This is a genomic window from Streptomyces sp. NPDC008137 (assembly GCF_042957035.1).
In the GTDB taxonomy this organism is placed as follows: domain Bacteria; phylum Actinomycetota; class Actinomycetes; order Streptomycetales; family Streptomycetaceae; genus Streptomyces.
In genome coordinates, this window is record NZ_JBIBHN010000002.1 from 218,453 (window position 1) to 237,534 (window position 19,082).

20 protein-coding genes are annotated in these 19,082 nt (G+C 72.9%); 13 read left to right on the forward strand and 7 right to left on the reverse strand.

Annotated elements, in window-relative coordinates; all coding sequences use genetic code 11:
* Positions 1-47 precede the first annotated feature (47 nt).
* The gene (locus ACFZBT_RS04325) at positions 48-1,295 is read left to right on the forward strand and encodes an aminotransferase class I/II-fold pyridoxal phosphate-dependent enzyme (RefSeq protein ID WP_391098102.1); all 1,248 of its coding nucleotides are present in this window, start codon (positions 48-50) and stop codon (positions 1,293-1,295) included.
* Positions 1,292-2,347, forward strand: coding sequence for an MBL fold metallo-hydrolase (locus ACFZBT_RS04330; RefSeq protein WP_391098103.1), 1,056 nt, complete (start codon positions 1,292-1,294; stop codon positions 2,345-2,347). Before ACFZBT_RS04325 ends, ACFZBT_RS04330 begins: the two co-directional genes overlap by 4 nt.
* Positions 2,348-2,451: 104 nt before the next feature.
* Here the strand turns inward: ACFZBT_RS04330 and ACFZBT_RS04335 are convergent, their stop codons facing one another.
* Positions 2,452-3,066, reverse strand: a complete 615-nt coding sequence (locus ACFZBT_RS04335; protein WP_391098877.1) for a VTT domain-containing protein — start codon at positions 3,064-3,066, stop codon at positions 2,452-2,454.
* A gap of 35 nt (positions 3,067-3,101) precedes the next feature.
* On the reverse strand, positions 3,102-3,875 hold the full coding sequence (locus tag ACFZBT_RS04340) for an MBL fold metallo-hydrolase (protein WP_391098104.1): 774 nt from the start codon (positions 3,873-3,875) through the stop codon (positions 3,102-3,104).
* An 82-nt stretch (positions 3,876-3,957) separates the two neighbouring features.
* Between ACFZBT_RS04340 and ACFZBT_RS04345 the strand changes: the two genes are divergently transcribed.
* From ACFZBT_RS04345 to dnaK, 6 genes are all read left to right on the forward strand, one after another.
* Positions 3,958-4,359, forward strand: a complete 402-nt coding sequence (locus ACFZBT_RS04345; protein WP_391098106.1) for a hypothetical protein — start codon at positions 3,958-3,960, stop codon at positions 4,357-4,359.
* 108 nt (positions 4,360-4,467) lie between these two features.
* Positions 4,468-6,540, forward strand: coding sequence for a phage holin family protein (locus tag ACFZBT_RS04350; protein WP_391098108.1), 2,073 nt, complete (start codon positions 4,468-4,470; stop codon positions 6,538-6,540).
* A gap of 103 nt (positions 6,541-6,643) precedes the next feature.
* Positions 6,644-7,072 (forward strand): OsmC family peroxiredoxin, encoded by a 429-nt coding sequence (locus ACFZBT_RS04355; protein WP_215117533.1) that lies wholly within the window; start codon positions 6,644-6,646, stop codon positions 7,070-7,072.
* A gap of 122 nt (positions 7,073-7,194) precedes the next feature.
* The gene (locus tag ACFZBT_RS04360) at positions 7,195-8,577 is read left to right on the forward strand and encodes a hypothetical protein (RefSeq protein WP_391098110.1); all 1,383 of its coding nucleotides are present in this window, start codon (positions 7,195-7,197) and stop codon (positions 8,575-8,577) included.
* Positions 8,574-9,314, forward strand: a complete 741-nt coding sequence (locus ACFZBT_RS04365) for a glycerophosphodiester phosphodiesterase family protein (protein WP_391098111.1) — start codon at positions 8,574-8,576, stop codon at positions 9,312-9,314. Before ACFZBT_RS04360 ends, ACFZBT_RS04365 begins: the two co-directional genes overlap by 4 nt.
* A 72-nt stretch (positions 9,315-9,386) precedes the next feature.
* Positions 9,387-11,252, forward strand: coding sequence for a molecular chaperone DnaK (gene dnaK / locus ACFZBT_RS04370; protein ID WP_391098113.1), 1,866 nt, complete (start codon positions 9,387-9,389; stop codon positions 11,250-11,252).
* A 21-nt stretch (positions 11,253-11,273) separates the two neighbouring features.
* On the opposite strand, the gene ACFZBT_RS04375 is transcribed toward dnaK, so the two are convergent.
* Both ACFZBT_RS04375 and ACFZBT_RS04380 read right to left on the reverse strand, forming a co-directional pair.
* Positions 11,274-11,741, reverse strand: a complete 468-nt coding sequence (locus ACFZBT_RS04375; RefSeq protein ID WP_391098114.1) for a molecular chaperone TorD family protein — start codon at positions 11,739-11,741, stop codon at positions 11,274-11,276.
* A 93-nt stretch (positions 11,742-11,834) separates the two neighbouring features.
* Positions 11,835-12,698, reverse strand: a complete 864-nt coding sequence (locus ACFZBT_RS04380; RefSeq protein ID WP_391098116.1) for a Scr1 family TA system antitoxin-like transcriptional regulator — start codon at positions 12,696-12,698, stop codon at positions 11,835-11,837.
* A 236-nt stretch (positions 12,699-12,934) separates the two neighbouring features.
* Here ACFZBT_RS04380 and ACFZBT_RS04385 point away from each other — a divergent pair, with 236 nt between their 5' ends.
* Positions 12,935-13,360 (forward strand): hypothetical protein, encoded by a 426-nt coding sequence (locus tag ACFZBT_RS04385; protein ID WP_391098118.1) that lies wholly within the window; start codon positions 12,935-12,937, stop codon positions 13,358-13,360.
* On the opposite strand, the gene ACFZBT_RS04390 is transcribed toward ACFZBT_RS04385, so the two are convergent.
* Entirely contained in the window at positions 13,342-14,157 is an 816-nt protein-coding gene (locus tag ACFZBT_RS04390) for a helix-turn-helix domain-containing protein (protein WP_391098120.1), read from the reverse strand. The two genes, ACFZBT_RS04385 and ACFZBT_RS04390, sit on opposite strands and share 19 nt — an antisense overlap.
* Before the next feature lie 127 nt (positions 14,158-14,284).
* Here ACFZBT_RS04390 and ACFZBT_RS04395 point away from each other — a divergent pair, with 127 nt between their 5' ends.
* Both ACFZBT_RS04395 and ACFZBT_RS04400 read left to right on the forward strand, forming a co-directional pair.
* Positions 14,285-14,590, forward strand: coding sequence for a 4a-hydroxytetrahydrobiopterin dehydratase (locus ACFZBT_RS04395; protein WP_391098122.1), 306 nt, complete (start codon positions 14,285-14,287; stop codon positions 14,588-14,590).
* A 4-nt stretch (positions 14,591-14,594) separates the two neighbouring features.
* A complete protein-coding gene (locus tag ACFZBT_RS04400) occupies positions 14,595-15,338 on the forward strand; it encodes a methyltransferase domain-containing protein (protein ID WP_391098124.1) in 744 nt (247 codons plus the stop codon).
* On the opposite strand, the gene ACFZBT_RS04405 is transcribed toward ACFZBT_RS04400, so the two are convergent.
* Positions 15,307-15,783 (reverse strand): hypothetical protein, encoded by a 477-nt coding sequence (locus ACFZBT_RS04405; protein WP_391098126.1) that lies wholly within the window; start codon positions 15,781-15,783, stop codon positions 15,307-15,309. The genes ACFZBT_RS04400 and ACFZBT_RS04405 overlap by 32 nt on opposite strands.
* Complete coding sequence (locus ACFZBT_RS04410) at positions 15,780-16,259, reverse strand: hypothetical protein (RefSeq protein WP_391098127.1); 480 nt, start codon at positions 16,257-16,259, stop codon at positions 15,780-15,782. Before ACFZBT_RS04410 ends, ACFZBT_RS04405 begins: the two co-directional genes overlap by 4 nt.
* A gap of 39 nt (positions 16,260-16,298) precedes the next feature.
* Here ACFZBT_RS04410 and ACFZBT_RS04415 point away from each other — a divergent pair, with 39 nt between their 5' ends.
* Positions 16,299-17,267, forward strand: coding sequence for a WYL domain-containing protein (locus ACFZBT_RS04415; RefSeq protein ID WP_391098128.1), 969 nt, complete (start codon positions 16,299-16,301; stop codon positions 17,265-17,267).
* A gap of 38 nt (positions 17,268-17,305) precedes the next feature.
* Positions 17,306-19,082: rhamnogalacturonan lyase (locus tag ACFZBT_RS04420; protein WP_391098129.1), on the forward strand; the 1,777-nt coding region annotated here is incomplete at its 3' end.

Genomic DNA, 19,082 nt, shown 5'->3' on the forward strand with positions numbered 1-19,082 from the left:
GTACGGAACACCAGAACACGGCGGCACCAGGCACTGCGGAGGTACGGATGCGGCGGACGGACCCGCAAGGCCACGGCCCCGTCCGGTTCGGGCCGCCGCTCCCCGAGGACGGGCTGCCGGTCCTGCCGGAGCTGTCCGCGGTGCTCGCCGCGGCGGCCTCCCGCGGTGACCACGAACCGGTCGGCGGCGGCTCCGCGCTGCGCGAGGCCGCCTGCGGCTACTGGGACCGGCGCGGGCTGCACTGCGCCCCCGACCGCGCGGCCGCCGGCCCCGGCGCGCCCTCCCTGCTGCTCGCGCTGACCGCCGCACTCGGCGGTGACGTCCTGGTGCCGAGGCCCTGTGCCGCCTGGTGGGCGCCGTACGCACGTCTGCTGGGGCGGCCCGCCTTCCATGTGCCGACCCCGCCCGAGAGCGGCGGCGTCCCCGATCCGTACGCCCTGCTGGAGACCGTGCGCCGGGTCCGCGCCGAGGGCGGCGACCCGCGCCTGCTGGTGCTGTCCGTCGCCGACGACCCCACGGCGACCGTCGCCCCTCCCGAACTGCTGCACGAGACCGTCGAGGCCGCACAGGGCGAGGGCTTGCACCTCGTCAGCGACGAGACCTGGCGCGACACCCTGCACGACCCGCACGACACCGTGCTGCTCAGCCCCGCCGAGATGCTGCCCGAGCGGGTCACCGTCGTCACCGACCTGGCCGGTTCCCTGCTCCCGCCCGGCTGGCCCGCCGCCGTGGCCCGCTTCCCGGCCGGCGAGGACGGCGACGGCCTCCACGCGCGCGTGCTCGACGTCCTCACCGCGCTCGACGCCCGCGTCGCCGCCCCGGTCGCCGCGGCGGCCGGGTATGCCCTGGCCGAACCGGAACCCGTCACCGCGCGCGTGGCCGCCACCGTACGCCTGCACGCGCGCCTGGCCGCCGTCGCGCACTCCGCCGTCGTCGCCGCCGGTGCCCTCTCCCGGCCCCCGCGGGCCGGTCGGCACCTGTACGTGGACCTCGCCCCGCTGCGCCCCGCGCTGACCGCGCACGGCGTGGGCGACGCACAGGAACTGGAGGACTTCCTCTCCGCCCGCCTCGGCATGCCCGCGCCCGGCGGCCACCGCTTCGGCGACGACCTCGAAGCCCCGCGCGTGCGGCTGTCCACCGGCACACTGCTGCCCGCCTCCGACCCGGAACGCGCGGAATGCCTCACTTCACCCACAGCGTTGGAACTGCCGCACGTGCGACGCGCGTTGAGCCGGCTGCAGTCGGTCTTCGACGATCTCCGCGACGAAGCTCAGCGATGGGAGTCTCCTCGATGACGCAGCAGTCCGAGTCGACCACCGGTACGACCACCACCCAGCAAACCGACGAACCGGCGCTCCCGTCCCCGCTCGCACCCCCGTACCCGCCCCTGGCCGAACCCCGGCCGCTGGCCGAGCGGAGAGTGTGGCCGCGCACCTTCCACGACCGGCTGACCGCCCCGCTCCCCGGCCTGAAGGCCATCGCCCGCTTCGCCCGTGAAGGCTCCGTGAGGCCGAGCCCCCAAGGCCTCGCCGACATTCCCCGGCTCCCCTACGCCCCCGGCCCGCTGCCCCGCGTCGACGCCCGCACCATCGCCGTCACCTGGGCGGGGCACGCCAGTTGGGTGCTGCGCATCGGCGGCCTCACGGTCCTCACCGACCCGGTCTGGTCCCGCCGGATCCTCGGAACCCCCGCCCGCATCACCCCCGTGGGCGTCGCCTGGGAAGAGCTGCCGCGCGTCGACGCCGTCGTCATCAGCCACAACCACTACGACCACCTGGACGCCCCCACCCTGCGCCGGCTCCCGCGTGACACCCCCGTGTTCGCCCCGGCCGGGCTCGCCCGCTGGTTCCACCGCCGCCGCTTCACCCGCGTCACGGAGCTCGACTGGTGGGAAGCGGCCGAACTGGACGGCGTCCGCTTCGACTTCGTCCCGTCCCACCACTGGTCCAAGCGCACCCTCACCGACACCTGCCACAGCCTGTGGGGCGGCTGGGTGCTCACCGACCGGGACGGACAGCGCGTCTACTTCGCCGGCGACACCGGCTACGGCCACTGGTTCTCCCGCATCGGCCGGCGCTACCCCGGCATCGACCTCGCCCTCCTCCCCATCGGCGCCTACGACCCGCGCTGGTGGCTCAGCGACGTCCACTGCGACCCGGAGGAGGCGGTCCGTGCCACCCAGGACCTGGGCGCGACCAGGATGGCCCCCATGCACTGGGCGACCTTCGTCCTGTCGGCGGAGCCGGTCCTGGAGCCCCTGACCAGGGTGCGAGCGGCTTGGGAGAAGACGGGCTTGCCCCGGGAAAACCTATGGGACATGCCGGTTGGTGGTTCAAAGGTGCTGTAGGTGTCCAAGGGGCGCGGGGCTGTATCGATGTGCGGCTCCGCCGCGTGGGCGCGACCAACCCCCGACAACCCGCACCCCGAAGACAACCGCAAACCGATACGGCGCTACCGCACCCGCCGCCATACAGCCGGCACCGCACTGATCACCAGCGTCAGCGCGATCGCCGCCACCACACCCTCCCACGGCTCATCGAACAGCGACCCCCCGAGAATCCCGATCAACTGATACGTCACGGCCCACGCCAGACACGCCGGCAGATTCCCCCGGGAGAACCGCCGCAACGGCCACTCCGCAAGCAGACAGGCCAGCATCACCGGGATACGCCCCGCCGGCACCAGCCGGGACAGCACCAGCACAGCCACACCGTGCGCGGCGAGTTTCTCCTGCGCCTGCGCCAGCCGGTCCTCCGGCGCCCGCGCCCGGAGCGCCTCCAGCCAGCGCGAGCCGTTCTTCGACCTCAGCCCGCGCCGCCCCAGCCAGTACAGCGTCGCGTCCCCGAGGAACGCCGCCACAGACGCCGTGAGGAACACCATCGCCAGCGAGAGGGGCGACGCCTGGTGAAAGGCGACCACGGCCGCCGAACTCACCAGCGCCCCCGTCGGAATCACCGGCACCAGCGCCCCGACCAGCACCAGCAGGAAGAGCGTCGGATAGCCGACCGCCTGCTGGGTGGAGGTCGGCACGATGGCCGCCGGGGTGACGGCCGACGCCGCAAGCAGGGGCAGACCGGCCTGCGCCACGGGCGCGGTCCAGGTCACCGCGCCACCTTCGGGCGCACGCTCTCCCCGTGTCCGAGCAGGTGCACCGCCACACCGGGCGCGCGGCCGGCCGCCAGCCGTACGAATTCGTCCCCCGGCGCGTGGAACTCATGGGGGCGCACGGCGTCCATCCCGATCGGCCAGTACGTGCCGTAGTGCACCGGCACCGCACTGCACGGCGCCAGCCGCGCCAGCGCCTCCGCCGCCCGTCCCGCGTCCAGATGCCCCTCGCCCAGGTACGGCCCCCAGCCGCCGACCGGCAGCAGCGCCACCTCGACCGGTCCGACCTCCTCGGCCATCGTGTCGAACAGTCCGGTGTCCCCGGCGAAGTACGTCCGGGCCTCGCCGGCTATGACGTAGCCGAGCGCGGGGGCGCGGTGCGGTCCGAGCGGCAGCCGCCGCCCGTCGTGCCGCGCGGGCACGGCCCGTACGACGATGTCCCCGACCGGGGTCTCGTCCCCGGGCGCCACCTCGCTCACCCGCAGGTGCGTGAGCCGGCGCAGTCCGGGCACCGCTCGGCGCGCGCCCCGGGGCACGAGCAGGCGCGTGCCCGGAGCGAGCCGCATCAGCGACGGCACATGCAGATGGTCGGCGTGCAGATGCGAGACCAGTGCCACGTCCGCGTCACGGGCGCCGGACGGCGGCAGGGCTCCGCGCCGGCGCCGCAGGTGTGCGAGCCGGCGTGCGAACAGGGGATCGGTGAGCACGCGTACGTCCGAGTCCTCGACCGTGCAAGTGGCGTGACCCCACCAGGTGATCTCCACCGGCACTTCTTTGCCTCCTTCGCGCGACTCCCCGAAGCCTACGGGCAGGAGTAGGGTCGGCGGCTCAACCGGAGGTGAGGGGGACGCCATGGTGCCGGTCCGGGTCACGGCGATCGCGAGTCTGACGCCGCTGGAGGAGCTGGACGACGACCCGTTCCTGGTCGACTCCCGCAGCCAGCACGCGATGTGCGCCCGCTGGGCCGCCGAGCGGGGCTATGTGGTCAGCCGGGAGTTACTCGTCCGCGGACTGCGTCCCGACCACGACGCCCTGTGGGACGGCGTCCGGCCCGGCCTCGACCTGTTCGTGGCGCCCAGCCGGCGGGTACTCGAGAGTGCGCTCGCCTCCGTCGAGGAGTTCACCGCGGAGTGCGCGAAGCGCGGGGTGCGGGTCGAGACGGCGGGGCACGCGGAGCCGGCGTACGACGCGGCGATGAAGGCGTGCGTGCACCGCCGGCTGTCGATGCCGACGGCCGGGTACGACGGACGCTGACATCCCGCACAGGGGGTATGACCTGGGGACGAAAGGACCCTCCAGGGCGTTGTGACACTGTGGGCAGGGTCCGTGACGGCCGCGGGCCGGGACGTGAGGTGGCTGGGCGTGCGGGGCGTGCGGTGGCGGCGGGTCGCCAGTCAGGTCGGTCGGAGCGTCGCCGTGTGGGCGGTCTCCACCGTCACCCTGCTCCTGCTCGCCGGGATCCTGCCGGACTTCCGGCTCCGGTCCGCGGACGGTGACAGCGCCACCGACATCGCCGTCACGGCGGCCTTCGGCGCCGGCGCCTTCGGTCTGCTGTCGGCCGTGGTGTGGCCGCTGCTCGTCCGGCTGCTGCTCCTCGTACCGGCGCTCGTGCTCGGGCTGCTGGTGTTCTTCCTGAACGGCGCGCTGCTGCTGCTCGCCCTGCGTCTCAACCCCGCCGAGCGCGGCGCCGCCGCCCCGGAGACCGCCGTCGTGGTCGCCGCCGTGATGTCCGCCGTGGCGTCCGCCACCGGCGCCGCCCTGGCGGTGCGCGACGACGAAGCCTACCGCCGCAGGCTGTACCGCCTCTCCGACCGCCGCCGCCGCTCCGGACCGCCCAGCCCGTCCAGCCCCGGCACGGTGTTCGTACAGCTCGACGGCGTCGGCCACGACGTCCTGCTCGACGCGGTGGCCAAGGGCCTGATGCCCACCGTCGCCCGCTGGCTCGACCACGGCGACGGCGGCCGCTCCACCCACCGCCTCACCCCCTGGCGCACCGACTGGTCCAGCCAGACCGGCGCCAGCCAGCTCGGCATCCTGCACGGCAGCAACCACGACGTCCCCGCGTTCCGCTGGTACGAGAAGGACACCCGCGAGGTGGTCGTGTGCAACCGCCCGACCAGCGCCGCCGAACTCCAGCGCCGTGCCGTCGGATACGCCGGACACGGCGGTCTGCTCGCCGTCGACGGCGCCAGCCGCGGCAACCTGTTCAGCGGCGGCGCCGAACAGCAGGCCCTCGTGCTGTCCATCGCCGCCCGCCGCCGCAGCCGCGAGAACCGCTCCCGGGCGGGCTACTTCGCCTATTTCTCGGATCCGGCCAACGCCGTGCGCACCGCCCTGTCCTTCGTCGCCGACGTCGGCCGGGAGATCGGCCAGTCCACCCGGGCCCGCCTGCGCAAGCAGCGGCCGAGGGTCTCCCGCGCGGGCCTCTACCCGTTCGTGAGGGCCTTCGCCACGGTCGTGGAGCGGGACGTCGTCGTCGCCTCGGTGACGGGCGACATGCTCGTCGGCCGCACCGCCGTTTACGCCGACCTGGTGGCCTACGACGAGGTCGCCCACCACTCCGGCCCGGCGAGCCGCGACGCGCAGAAGGTCCTCGAGAAACTCGACCGGTCGCTCGCGCTGATCGAGAACGTCGCCGAGCACGCCCCGCGCCCGTACCGGATCGTGGTGCTGTCCGACCACGGCCAGAGCCCCGGCGAGACCTTCCGCTCCCGCTACGGCCTCACCCTCGGCGACCTGGTGCGGGCCGGCTGCGGACTGCCCGTGCCGCGCGGGGCGGAGCGCACCCGCAGCGGGGCGGAGGCCCGCGCCGCCGTGCGTGCCGCCCTGCGCATCCCGGTCGAGGAGGGCGGCGAGCGGCACCGCCCCGCACGCCGCCCGGAGCCGATCGTGCTGGCCTCCGGCAACCTCGGCCTGGTCTCCTTCCCGGACGTCGCGCACCGGATGAGCAAGGAGGAGATCGACGCCCGCCACCCCGCGCTGCTGCCGACCCTCGCCAACCATCCCGGCATCGGCTTCCTGCTGGTCCGCAGCGACGAGCACGGGGGAGTCGTCCTCGGCGCGAACGGCGCCGAGATCCCGCTGGCCGGCCTCGACGACGACCCGGGCCCGCTCGCCGCGTTCGGACCGGGAGCGGCCGACGCGGTGCGCCGTACGCACTCCTTCCCGCACACCGCCGACATCATGGTCAACTCCTTCCACGACCCGGCCGACGGAGAAGTCCTCGCCTTCGAGGAGCAGATCGGCTCCCACGGCGGTCTCGGCGGCGCCCAGGGCAGACCCTTCCTGCTGTCCCCGCTCGTCCTGTCCGCGCCGGTGGCGGACGGGGAGGAACTCGTGGGTGCCGAGCACGTCCACCGCGTCCTGCGCCGCTGGCTGCGCGAGTCGAACGGTCCCCAGGTGCCGCTGGAGAGCAGCGAGGAACGCGCGGCCTGAAATTCGGGGCGTGCGCGGACGCGGCGCCACGGGTGTGATCGGATGGGGGGCACGGGACCCGGGAACGGGCCCCACCGCGAGTCCGCACGCGAAAGGAAGAACCGTGGCTACCACGCGCTCCGCACACACCGTCTGGGAAGGCAGCCTCCTCGAGGGCAACGGCGTCGTCACCTTCGACACCTCCGGTGCCATCGGCGAGCAGCCGGTCACGTGGGCGTCGCGCGCCCAGGAGGCGAACGGGAAGACCAGCCCCGAGGAGCTGATCGCCGCCGCCCACTCCAGCTGCTACTCCATGGCCTTCTCCAACATCCTGAACAAGGCCGGGACGCCGCCCACCAAGCTCGTCACCTCCGCCGACGTCTCCTTCCAGCCCGGTGAGGGCATCACCGGCATCCACCTCACCGTCGAGGGCACCGTCCCCGGCATCGAGGAGGCGGCCTTCCTCGCCGCCGCCGAGGAGGCCAAGACCGGCTGCCCGGTCAGCCAGGCGCTGAAGGCCACGCCCATCACGCTGACCGCCAAGCTCGCCTGACCAGGAACACCCCCGTCGCGCGGGCCGGCCCACCCGGGGCGGCCCGCGCGACGTCGTCGGTTCGCCACCCGCACCCGGGGTAGAACCAGACGCATCGGAACCGACGGGCCGGAAGGAACACGATGCTGCCGGGAACGTCCCCGAACGCCACGGTGCTCGACTCCGCCACCCGTGACCGGACCCGCGTCCTGCTGCTGTTCAGCCTCTCCGGACGGCTCCGCCCCCGGGACACCGCCCTCGGCGCCCTCGTCGACCGCTACGACTACGGGCGCTTCGCCTCCCACCTGATGACCAGCCAGGACGTGCTCCCCGTCCCGGTCCTCGACGAACTGGTCGCGCCCCGCCGGCTGCGGCTGCCGCACGGCGACCACGGACTCGGCCTCGCTTCCTTGCGCATCCTCGTCGTCACCACCCCGCGCGGCGACGCCACCCTGGTCGTGGACTGCGCCTTCGCGGGCGAGACCACGGCCGGTGACCTCGCCGCCTGGCTGGCCACGACCTGTTTCGACCGGGAGCGCCTCGAACTCGACGACCGCCCGCTCCTCCAGACGCTGACCGAGCAGCTCGGCCGCCCGCTCGTCCTCGGCCAGAACGTGCACCAACTCGTCTTCCCCGGCGGCCGGTTACACCGCGAACTGCTCAGCGCCGACGACGCCCGCAAGGCGATCCTGCTGAACGAGATCGTCTACCGCGGCCGGATGCCCTGGAACCCCGCCACGCCCTACGACGCGAGCCTCGCGCCGCACGTCAGGAACCACGGCCTCACCCTTTCCGCCCTCGGCCGGGGTGTCTCCGTCCAGGCGGGCTGGGCCCCGCACGTCGAGAACGGCCTGATGCTCGTCGCCGTCGGCATGGTCTCCGCCCTGGCCGTGCTCCAGCGCACCCGGCTCGCGGCCTTCGCCATGATGAAGGCCAACGAGCAGGCCCTCACCGACTCGCCCACCGAGATCCGCTCCCTGATCTCCCGCCTGTCCGCGGGCGTCAACGAACTCCAGCTGGACCTCGCCTTCGGCGTCGAGGCCTACGTCGACAGCCTGCTGATCCCCGAGATGGTCATGGAGGCCTTCCAGTCCTCGCAGCGTGACGCGCTCGGCATCCGCGACAGCCTGGAGAACTCGGCCCGCATGGTCGAACGCCTGACCTCGGTGATCAGCGCCCGCTCCGCCGCCCTGGACGCCGAACTCGCCGAGCGCGACGAGCGCCGCGACCGCACCGTGTCCGGCCTGGTCGCCGCCGCCACCCTGATCGCCCTGCCGCCGACCCTGCTGCTCGCCTTCTTCGGCGTGAACGGCACCAACGTCGACGACCACCGCTCCATCCTCGACCTGCGCGCCTACGGCACGGCCTACGCGCTGGCCTGGCTCCCCTTCGTCGTCCTCGTCGTGATCGGATACGTCCTGCTCAGACGCGTCAGCACCCGCTCCGGCTCACTGCTGCCCGCGTCCGACGACGACGCCGTACCCGTACCGCCCCCACGCCCGCCCTCCGGGAGCCCCCGACCATGACGCCACGCCCCGCCGTCTCCGCCCACCGGGGCGGCTCCGAGCGCGCCGACGCCGCCACCTGGGAGGCGTACACGGACGCGCTGGAGTCCGGCGCGGAGTACGTCGAGTTCGACATCCGCCGCACGGCCGACGGTGTCCTGGTCGTCTACCACGACCCGAGGGTCGGGCCCGCCGGGCCGCCGCTGTCCCGGCTCACGCACGCCGAGCTGTGCGAGCGGGCCGGCTACGACGTGCCGGTGGTGGACGAGGTCATGGCGCTGATCGCCGGGCGTCTCGTGGCCCACCTGGACCTCAAGGAGGTGGGCTACGAGCGGGAGGTCGTCGACCGGGCGGTGGCCCTGCTCGGCACGGACGGACTCGTCGTGACGACACTGGAGGACCGTTCCCTCGCCGCCGTGACACGGGCCTTGCCCGGGGTGCGCACCGCGCTGTCCCTGGGGCGCGACCGCAAGGATCTCGCCCTGGCCCGGCTGCCCGGGACCCGGCTGAGCGAGTTGTTCCCCGCCCGCCGGATCCGCGCCTGCGGGGCCCACGGCGTCGCCGTGCACCAGCGGCTGGCCAGGACCACCGTGCTGCGCGAGGCGACCCGGCGCGGCCTGTTCACCATGGTGTGGACGGTCAACGACGACACCCTGATGCGGGCATTCCTGGCCCACCCGCGCGTGGACGTGCTGGTCACGGACCGGCCCCGGCGAGCCGTGGCCCTGCGCGGGCCCGTCACCCCTTCGCGGCATTGACAACGGCGCACTCAAGTTTTGTGCTGGAAAGTGGGGAGTGGGTGGCCGGTGCCCTGACGGAAGGGGACAGCGATGGGACGAGCGGTCGGGATCGACCTCGGGACCACGAACTCGGTGGTGGCCGTGCTGGAGGGCGGTGAGCCCACGGTCATCGCCAACGCGGAGGGGGCCAGAACCACACCCTCGGTCGTGGCGTTCGCCAAGAACGGCGAGGTGCTGGTGGGGGAGGTCGCCAAACGGCAGGCCGTGACCAACGTGGAGCGCACCGCCCGCTCGGTCAAGCGCCACATGGGCGACGCGAGCTGGCGTTTCCCGGACCGGGGCGACGTGGACGGCACCCGCTACCGGGCGCAGGAGCTGTCCGCCCGGGTGCTGCAGAAACTGAAGCGGGACGCGGAGTCCTACCTCGGCGAGGACGTCACCGACGCGGTGATCACCGTCCCTGCCTACTTCGACGACACGCAGCGGCAGGCGACCAAGGAGGCCGGCGAGGTCGCGGGCCTCAACGTGCTGCGGATCATCAACGAGCCCACGGCCGCGGCCCTCGCCTACGGCCTGGACAAGGAGAACGACCAGACGGTCCTCGTCTTCGACCTCGGCGGCGGCACCTTCGACGTGTCGCTGCTGGAGATGGGCGAGGGCGTCATCGAGGTGAAGGCCACCAACGGCGACACCCACCTCGGCGGCGACGACTGGGACCAGCGGATCGTCGAGTACCTCGTCAAGCGCTTCAAGGGCCAGTACGGCGTCGACCTCGGCAATGACAAGATGGCGGTCCAGCGGCTGCGCGAGGGTGCCGAGAAGGCCAAGATCGAGCTGTCCAGCTCCACCGAGACGACGATCAACCTGCCCTACATCACTGCCTCCGCCGAAGGGCCGCTGCATCTCGACGAGAAGCTGACCCGCGCCCAGTTCCAGGAGCTCACCGCCGATCTGCTGGACCGCTGCAAGGCCCCCTTCCACCAGGCGGTCGACGACGCCGGGGTGAAGCTCTCCGCGGTCGACCACGTGATTCTCGTCGGCGGCTCGACCCGGATGCCCGCGGTGACCGAGCTGGTCAAGGAACTCACCGGCAAGGAGCCCCACAAGGGCGTCAACCCCGACGAGGTCGTGGCCCTCGGCGCCGCGCTCCAGGCGGGTGTCATGCGCGGCGACGTCAAGGACGTGCTGCTGCTCGACGTCACCCCGCTGTCCCTGGGCATCGAGACCAAGGGCGGCATCATGACGAAGCTCATCGAGCGCAACACCACCATCCCGACCCGGCGTTCGGAGATCTTCACGACGGCCGCCGACAACCAGCCCTCGGTCGGCATCCAGGTCTACCAGGGCGAACGCGAGATCGCCGCCTACAACAAGAAGCTCGGCGTCTTCGACCTGACGGGCCTGCCGCCGGCACCGCGCGGTGTCCCGCAGATCGAGGTGGCCTTCGACATCGACGCCAACGGCATCATGCACGTCTCCGCCAAGGACATGGCGACCGGCCGCGAGCAGAAGATGACCGTCACCGGCGGCTCGGCCCTGGGCAAGGAGGACATCGACCGCATGATGCGCGAGGCCGAGCAGTACGCCGAGGAGGACCGCGGCCGCCGCGAGGCCGCCGAGACCCGCAACCAGGCCGAGCAACTCGTCTACCAGACGGAGAACTTCCTCCGCGACAACGGCGACAAGATCCCGGCCGACACCAAGTCCGAGGTCGAGTCGGCCGTCACCGAGGTGAAGGGACACCTGGAACAGCAGGCGGACACCGCCACCCTCCGCACCGGCGTCGAGAAACTCGCCTCCGTCAGCCAGAAGATGGGCCAGGCGATGTACGCCCAGGCCCAGCAGACCCCCACCGAGGACTCTCCCGGTACCGCGCGGGAAGAGGAGGGCGTGGTCGACGCGGAGATCGTCGACGAGGAGAAGGACCAGCGGGACGAGAAGGGCGGCGCCGCATAGCCCGGACCGTCCCCGGCAGTCCTAGAGACCGGTGTGCGCCTGCGGAAGCGTCGCGCACACCGCGTCCAGGACCGTCGCGTACGGCGTGCCGAAGGCGGTGAGCCTGGACCGGAGCTGGTCCAGGCCGTCGCGGTGCTCTGTCAGCAGCTCGGTGCTGCCCGTGCGGGCCGCGAACTCCAGGACCGCGGGCAGGAAGTCGGGCGGTTCCTCGCCGGTGGTCTGAAGGCCGTGCGCGCGGTAGACCTCCTCGGAGGGCGCCGGCGCCTCCTCGCGCCAGACGCTGAGGTACAGGCTGTGGTCCTGCCCGGCCTCGAAGACCTCGACGTAGTGCGCGGCCAGCTCCCGGGGCGGGGTGACGGCCGCGTGGTCGGCGAACTCCCTCAGCTGCGGGGCGGCTTCGCGCAGCAGCGACAGCCGCGCGCGGAAGTCGTCGTCGGGGTACATCAGGCACAGCGCGGCCGCCTGGTACAGCAGCTCGAATCCGGGCATCGGACCTCCTTCGCGTGCGCTCCCTTGCCTGCCGCTTGATGCCGACGCTAGGGGCGGGCCGGGGAGGACACCCGCCGGCGGGGCCCGTACGGGTCAGTACCGCTCGCGGTACTCCCGCAGGAGCGTCTCCGTGCGCTGTGCCGAGCCCGCGCGGGCCGTCATGTGGTCCAGGACCTCCAGATGCGCGGAGACCTCCTTGCGGGAGTCCAGGTACAGCGCGCCCGTCAGATACTCGGTGAAGACCATGTCGGGCAGTTCGGGCTCGGCGAACCGGAACAGCGAGAACGGGGCGTACGTCCCCGGATGCGGGCCGTCCGCGAACTCGGCGACCTGCAGCGTGACGCGGTCACGGGTGGCGTACTCCAGCAGCTTGTCCAGCTGGTCGCGCATCACCCGGCCGTCGACGCTCACCGGGCGGCGCAGCACCGTCTCGTCCATGATGACCCACAGATGCGGCGGGTTCTCACGCTCCAGCAGCCGCTGCCGCTCCATGCGCAGCGACACATGCCGCTCCACCGCCTCCGGTCCCGCGTTCGCGATGGTCCCGGCCTCCAGCACCGCACGCGCGTACCCCTCGGTCTGCAGCAGCCCCGGCACGAAGTGCGGCTCGTACGAGCGGATGATCCGGGCGGCGCCCTCCAGGCTCACGTACAGGCTGAACCACTCCGGCAGCACGTCGTGGAACCGCTGCCACCAGCCCGGCCGGTTCGCCTCCTCGGCGAGGTCGACGAACGCGCTCACCTCGTCCTCGGGCACCCCGTACGCGGTCAGCAGGATCTGCACGTACGGGATCTTCAACGCGACGTCGGCGGTCTCCATCCGCCGGACGGTCGCGGGGGCGACCCGCAGCACCCGGGCGGCCTCGTCACGGCCGATGCCCGCCGCCTCGCGCAGTTCCTGCAGCCGCTTGCCCAGCACCACCTGGCCCACGGTGGGTGCGGCCCGCCGTTCACTCACGCCACGCCTCCCCAACGCGCCCAAGCCCGCGATCAGTCTGCCACGTACCTCCGGCAGTCTCCCAGGGCCGACGGTGAGGAGATCGCGGGAGAGAGCGTGTCGCCGGGGCATTACCCCGCGGGTAATCGACCGGGCGCGGCCGGGACGGGATCGTGAACGTACCGGGTCCCGGGCCGGCGCACTCCGGCCCGGGACCCGGTCCCAGCCGCACCATGCCCCGACGGAGGGTGATGCCCATGTCCGCGATCCAGCTCGCCGCACTCGCCCGGACCTCCGAGCCGCAGTCGATGCTGCGCCGCTTCCTGGCCCTGGACGCCGTGGTGACCGGCGCCAACGCCCTCGCCTACCTCGCGTTCCACGGCCCTCTCGGGCGCTTCCTCGGCGCCCACTCCACGCTGCTGCTCGCACTGGGCGCGTTCCTCGCCGCCTACGCCGCCTGCGTCGGCCTGCTGGCCTCCCGTCGGCAGCCGCCGGCGCTCGGTGTACGGGCCGTCATCGAGGCCAACCTCGCCTGGACGGTGGTGAGCCTCGCGGCCCTGGCGCTGTGGCTCACGCCGAGCACGGCGGGCGCCCTGTGGACGGTGCTCCAGGCCCTGACCGTGGCCGGCTTCGCCGTCCTCCAGCACACGGCCCTGAAAGCGCGTCAGGACATCAGCGACTGAAGGTACTTGGCCGTCGCCGGGTCGGCCGGCAGCAGCGTCTCGATGGCCAGCTCGGCGACGGTCACGTCCATCGGCGTGTTGAACGTGGAGATCGAGGAGATGAACGACAGCGTCCGCCCCTCGTGCTCGATCCGCAGCGGCAGCGCGAAGTACGGCACCGGCTCCGCAGCCTCCTCAGGCCCGGCCTCCGGGTTTTCCTCCGGCACCGGATACGCCGCCACCTCCTCGTACAGCTCCCGCAGCGGCCCGGAGCGGTGCAGCGCGATCTGCCGCTCCATCTGCTCCAGCAGGTGACCGCGCCAGGCGCGCAGATTGCGGATGCGGGGCGCCAGGCCCCGCGGGTGCAGGGCGAGCCGCATCGCGTTCAGCGGCGGCTCCAGCAGAGACGGGGAGACGCCGTCGACCAGCGTCATGATCCCCCGGTTGGCGGCCACCACGTCGTACAGCGCGTCCACCACCAGAGCCGGATACGGCTCGTAGCCCCCGATCAGCCGCTCGATGCCCTCGCGCAGCGCGCCCAGCGCCGGGTCGTCCAGCGGTGTCTCCGGGTAGCGCGGGGCGTAACCGGCCGCCAGCAGCAGGGCGTTGCGCTCCCGCACGGGGACGTCGAGGTGCTCGGCCAGCCGCAGCACCATCTCCTCGCTGGGCCGGGACCGGCCCGTCTCGACGAAGCTGATGTGCCGGGCCGAGGAGTCCGCGCGCAGGGCCAGCTCCAGCTGGCTGACCCGGCGCTGTTCCCGCCAGGCCCGCAGCAGCGGCCCCACCCCCTGGCCGGCCGTGGACGCGTGAGTGGTCATGCCGGGACCGTAGTCGAGAACCGGCCGTGCCGGACAGGCACACGCCTCTGACCAGGGTCTCGGGCGCCCCGCTGTGGCAGGCTGAGAGGACACCGAGGACCCCGGAGCAAGGGAAGGGACGCAGCCGATGCCCGTCGAACCGCTGTCGCAGAAGGAGGTCGAGGACCGGCTGGCCGAGCTGCCGGGCTGGTCGCTCGACGGAGACCGCCTCACCCGCTCCTACCGGCTCGGCTCGCACTTCGCGGCGACGGCGATGGTCGTGCACATCGCCCAGGTCCAGGAGGAGCTGAACCACCACTCCGATCTCACGCTCGGCTACAACACCGTCTCCCTCTCCGTCCACACGCACAGCGCGGGCGGCGCTGTCACGGCGAAGGACTTCGAGCTCGCCCGCAAGGTGGAGGACCTGGCCCCCGGGCACGGGGCACACTGACCGGGTGCTCGACTACGACAAGGAAGCGGCGCGGTACGACGCCTCACGCGGCGGCGAGCCCAGGGCGGCCGCCGCCGCGGAAGCGGTGCTGAGCCTCGTACCGCCGGACGTGCGCAGCCTGCTGGACCTCGGCTGCGGCACCGGCATCGTGACCCGGCGGCTCGCGGCCGCCCGCGACGGCATGCGGGTGACGGGAGTGGACCTCGCCCTCGCGATGGCCCGGCAGGCCGCCGCCCGGCTGCCCGGCGCGGTCGTGCTCGCCGACAGCAGACGGCTGCCCTTCCGGGACGGGGAGTTCGACGCCGTCAGCAGCGTGTGGCTGCTGCACCTGGCCGCCGGGCCCGCCGATGTGCGGGCCATCGTCGGCGAGTGCGCCCGGGTGCTGCGGCCCGGCGGGGTCTACGTCACGACGGTCGACAAGGCCGCCTCCCACAACGTGGGCAGTGACATCGATGTCGTCCTGTCCTCCCGTCCGCCGAGCCCGGTCCGGGACGGAGCGGCGGACGTCGTGTCCAGCGCCGCCGGACACGGCCTGGTCCCGGCCGGGCAGGCCTCCTTCCGGGGCCACGGACAGGGCCGCAGCCCCCGGCGCACGGTGGCCGACCTCAGACGCGGCTGGTTCGTGACGCTGCCGCCCGGCGACCCGCTCGCCGACGGCTTCGCCACCCGGCTGGCGGAACTCCCCGACCAGGACCGGCCACGCCCCGACCCGGTGTTCAGCCTGCGGGCGTTCCGGAAGCCCGGGTGAAGTCCATGGTCCAGTTGGTCAGCCAGGTCTCTCCGCCGTCGACGGAGAACGCCTGCTCCCAGCGGGCCGACGTGGCGGAGACGCCCGACCACACGAACCGCACCCGTACGTCCTTCCCGTCGTGCACGTCGTCCCCGTAGAACTCGCCGCGCCCGCCCTCGAACCGGCCGAAGACCGGCGGAAACAGCGTCCCGGTGATGCTGGAGGCCCAGTTCAGCGACCACCGCCCGGTCTGCGGGTCGAAGAGCCGCAGTGTCGCGCCCTTGGCCGCCAGGCGGGGCATGTCGACCTCGTCGAGGTTGGCGGCCCCGTCGAACAGCGGCCGGCACCGGCTGGTCCCCCGGAACTCGGTCCAGTCGCCGTGCGGGTCTAGGAAGTCGGTGCGCCGGCGGTGCAGGACCTGCCACGCGCCGTGGAAGAAGTCGAAGTCGTGCGGGCTGCTCATGGGCGGTCTCCAGTGGTTCCCTCGGGCAGGGAGTCGGTCATGTAGCCGTCGAGGTCCGGGACGTCGGGTGCGAGCAGGTGCCGCACCCAGGCGTCCCGCTCGTGCAGGATCGGCGGGAGCTCCCAGACACAGCCGATCCACGGCAGGCCGGGGACGACGAAGTGCGCGGGATCGTGGTCCGGGCAGCCCAGCACCGGCTGGCCCGCCGCCGCGCCCTTGAAGTGCAGGACGTTGTCCCACACCCAGCTGTACGCGTTCAGGTAGGCGCCGTCGTCGCCGCCCCGGTGCAGGACGACGAAGGCGGCCGGGGGAGTGCCGTCCGGCTCCGGCAGCAGCTCCGGCAGGATCTCGTACGCCGCCTTCTCGACGTCGGGCTCGATACCCGCCGGGTCGGCGGTGACGTGGTAGCGCTTGACGTGGCGCCCGGCCACCTCGATGGGCGGCGGCACGGTCAGCAGTTTCTCGGTGAAGCTCATGGCGGGACGCTAGAGCCGCTTCACTGACACCATGTGTCAGTGAAGTCCAGCCGACTCGTCTCGATCCTCCTGCTGCTCCAGACCCGCGGCCGGATGACCGCCGCCCAGCTCGCGGAGGAGCTGGAGGTGTCGGTGCGGACGGTGTACCGGGACGTGGAGGCCCTGGGCGCCGCCGGGATCCCGCTGTACGGCGACGCGGGCCACGCCGGCGGCTACCGCCTCCTCGACGGCTATCGCACGCGTCTGACCGGCCTCACCACCGGCGAGGCGGAGGCGCTCTTCCTCGCGGGCGCCCCCGCCGCGGCCGCCCAGCTCGGCCTCGGCTCGGTCCTGGCCGCCGCCCAGCTCAAGGTGCGGGCCGCCCTGCCCCCGGAGCTGCGCGCCCACGCCGACCGGATCAGCGGCCGCTTCCACCTGGACGCCCCCGGCTGGTACACCGGCGCCGACGACACCCCGTACCTCCCGGCCGTCGCCGACGCCGTCTGGAGCGGCCGCGTGCTGCACGTCCGGTATCGCCGCTGGCGCGAGCCCACCGATGTGGAGCGCCGTCTGGAGCCGTACGGGCTGGTCCTGAAGGCGGGCCGCTGGTACGTCGTCGCCGGGCCCGGACCGCGGACCTTCCGCGTCGACCAGATCCTCGAACTCACCACCGGCGACGAGGAGTTCTCCCGCCCCGGCGACTTCGACCTGGCCGCGTACTGGGCGGCGTACCAGCGCGACTTCCATGCCCGGCTGCACCGCGGTGAGGCGGTGGTGCGACTGGCCCCGGGGACGGCGCTCACCGGCCCGGCGGGGGAGGCGGTCCGCCGCGACGGACGTACGGACGAGGACGGCTGGACGCGCGCCACCGTCCCCATCGAGTCCGTCGAGCACGCCCACGCCGAGTTCCTGCGCCTCGGCACGGGCATCGAAGTGCTGGCCCCGGACGAACTGCGCTCGCGCATCGCCCGTACCGTCGCCGAACTGGCCGAACGGTACGGCAACTCCCGTGCCCCCGGCGGCGACTGAGAGGCGGAACCCGCCCGTCCTCCCAGGAGGTCCGTCACGTGAAGCACCCCCACAGGCACCACAGACGCCGTGTGCTCCTCCCGGTGGCCGTCGCCACGGCGGCTCTCGTCGGCGCCGGCCTGACCACGTTCGCCACCGGCGACGCCGCCCATGCGGCCACCGCCCGGCAGGTCGAGAAGCTCGACCGGGGCGTGGTCAGCGTCCACACCGGCAGCGGCAACCTGGTCAGCTGGCGCTGGCTCGGCACCGACCCGGACAACGTCTCCTTCAACGTCTACCGGGCCGGTACGAAGGTCAACTCCACGCCGGTCACCGGCTCCACGAACTACTTCCACTCCGGAGCGCCCGCCCAGGCCGACTACACCGTCCGCGCGGTCGTGAACGGCACGGAGCAGGGCGACTCGGTGCACGCGGTCCAGTTCCGCACCGGCTACAAGGACATCCCGATCTCCCCGCCCGCCGGCGGCACGACCCCCGACGGGGTGGCGTACACCTACGAGGCCAACGACGCCTCCCTCGGCGACCTCGACGGCGACGGCGCTCTGGACATCGTCCTCAAGTGGCAGCCCACCAACGCCAAGGACAACTCCCAGTCCGGCTACACCGGCAACACGATCGTCGACGGCGTCAAGCTCGACGGCACCCGGCTGTGGCGCGTGGACCTGGGCCGCAACATCCGCTCAGGCGCCCACTACACGCAGTTCCAGGTGTACGACTACGACGGCGACGGCAAGGCCGAGGTCGCCATGAAGACCGCCGACGGCACCAAGGACGGCACCGGCGCGGTCATCGGCAGCTCCGCGGCCGACCACCGCAACTCCAGCGGCTACGTGCTGGCCGGGCCCGAGTTCCTGACCATGTTCAACGGGCAGACGGGCAAGGCGATGCAGAGCGTCGACTACGTCCCGGCCCGCGGCACCGTCTCCTCCTGGGGCGACTCCTACGGCAACCGCGTCGACCGCTTCCTCGCGGGCACGGCCTACCTGGACGGCTCGCGCCCCTCCCTGATCATGGCGCGCGGCTACTACACCCGTACGGTGATCGCCGCCTGGGACTGGCGGAACGGCTCCTTCACCCGCCGCTGGACCTTCGACACCAACTCCTCCACCAACAGCGGCAAGGGCTACGACGGCCAGGGCAACCACAGCCTGTCCGTCGCGGACGTCGACGCGGACGGCAAGGACGAGATCGTCTACGGCGCGATGACCGTGGACGACAACGGCAGCGGCCTCTGGACCACCAAGCTGGGCCACGGCGACGCCGGCCACGTCGGCGACCTGAACCCGTCCCGCGCGGGCCTGGAGTACTTCAAGGTCTCGGAGAGCACCAGCCAGCCCGGCTCCTGGATGGCCGACGCCCGCACCGGCGCGATCCTCTGGAAGACCGCCTCCGGCGCCGACAACGGCCGGGGCGTCTCCGCCGACGTCTACGCCGGCAGCGCGGGCGCCGAGTCCTGGTCCGCCTCCGACACCACCCTGCGCTCGGCGACCGGCGCGTCCCTCGGCCGGGAGCCCTCCAGCATCAACTTCCTGTCCTGGTGGGACGGCGACCCCGTCCGCGAACTCCTCGACGGCACCCGCATCGACAAGTACGGCACGTCCGGTGACACCCGCCTTCTGACCGGCTCCGGCGTCTCCTCCAACAACGGCACCAAGTCCACGCCGGTCCTCTCCGGCGACCTCCTCGGCGACTGGCGCGAGGAAGTCGTCTGGCGCACCAGCGACAACAAGGCGCTCCGGATCCACTCCACGCCGTACGAGACCAGCACGAAGATCACCACCCTGCTGCACGACACGCAGTACCGCACGGCCCTGG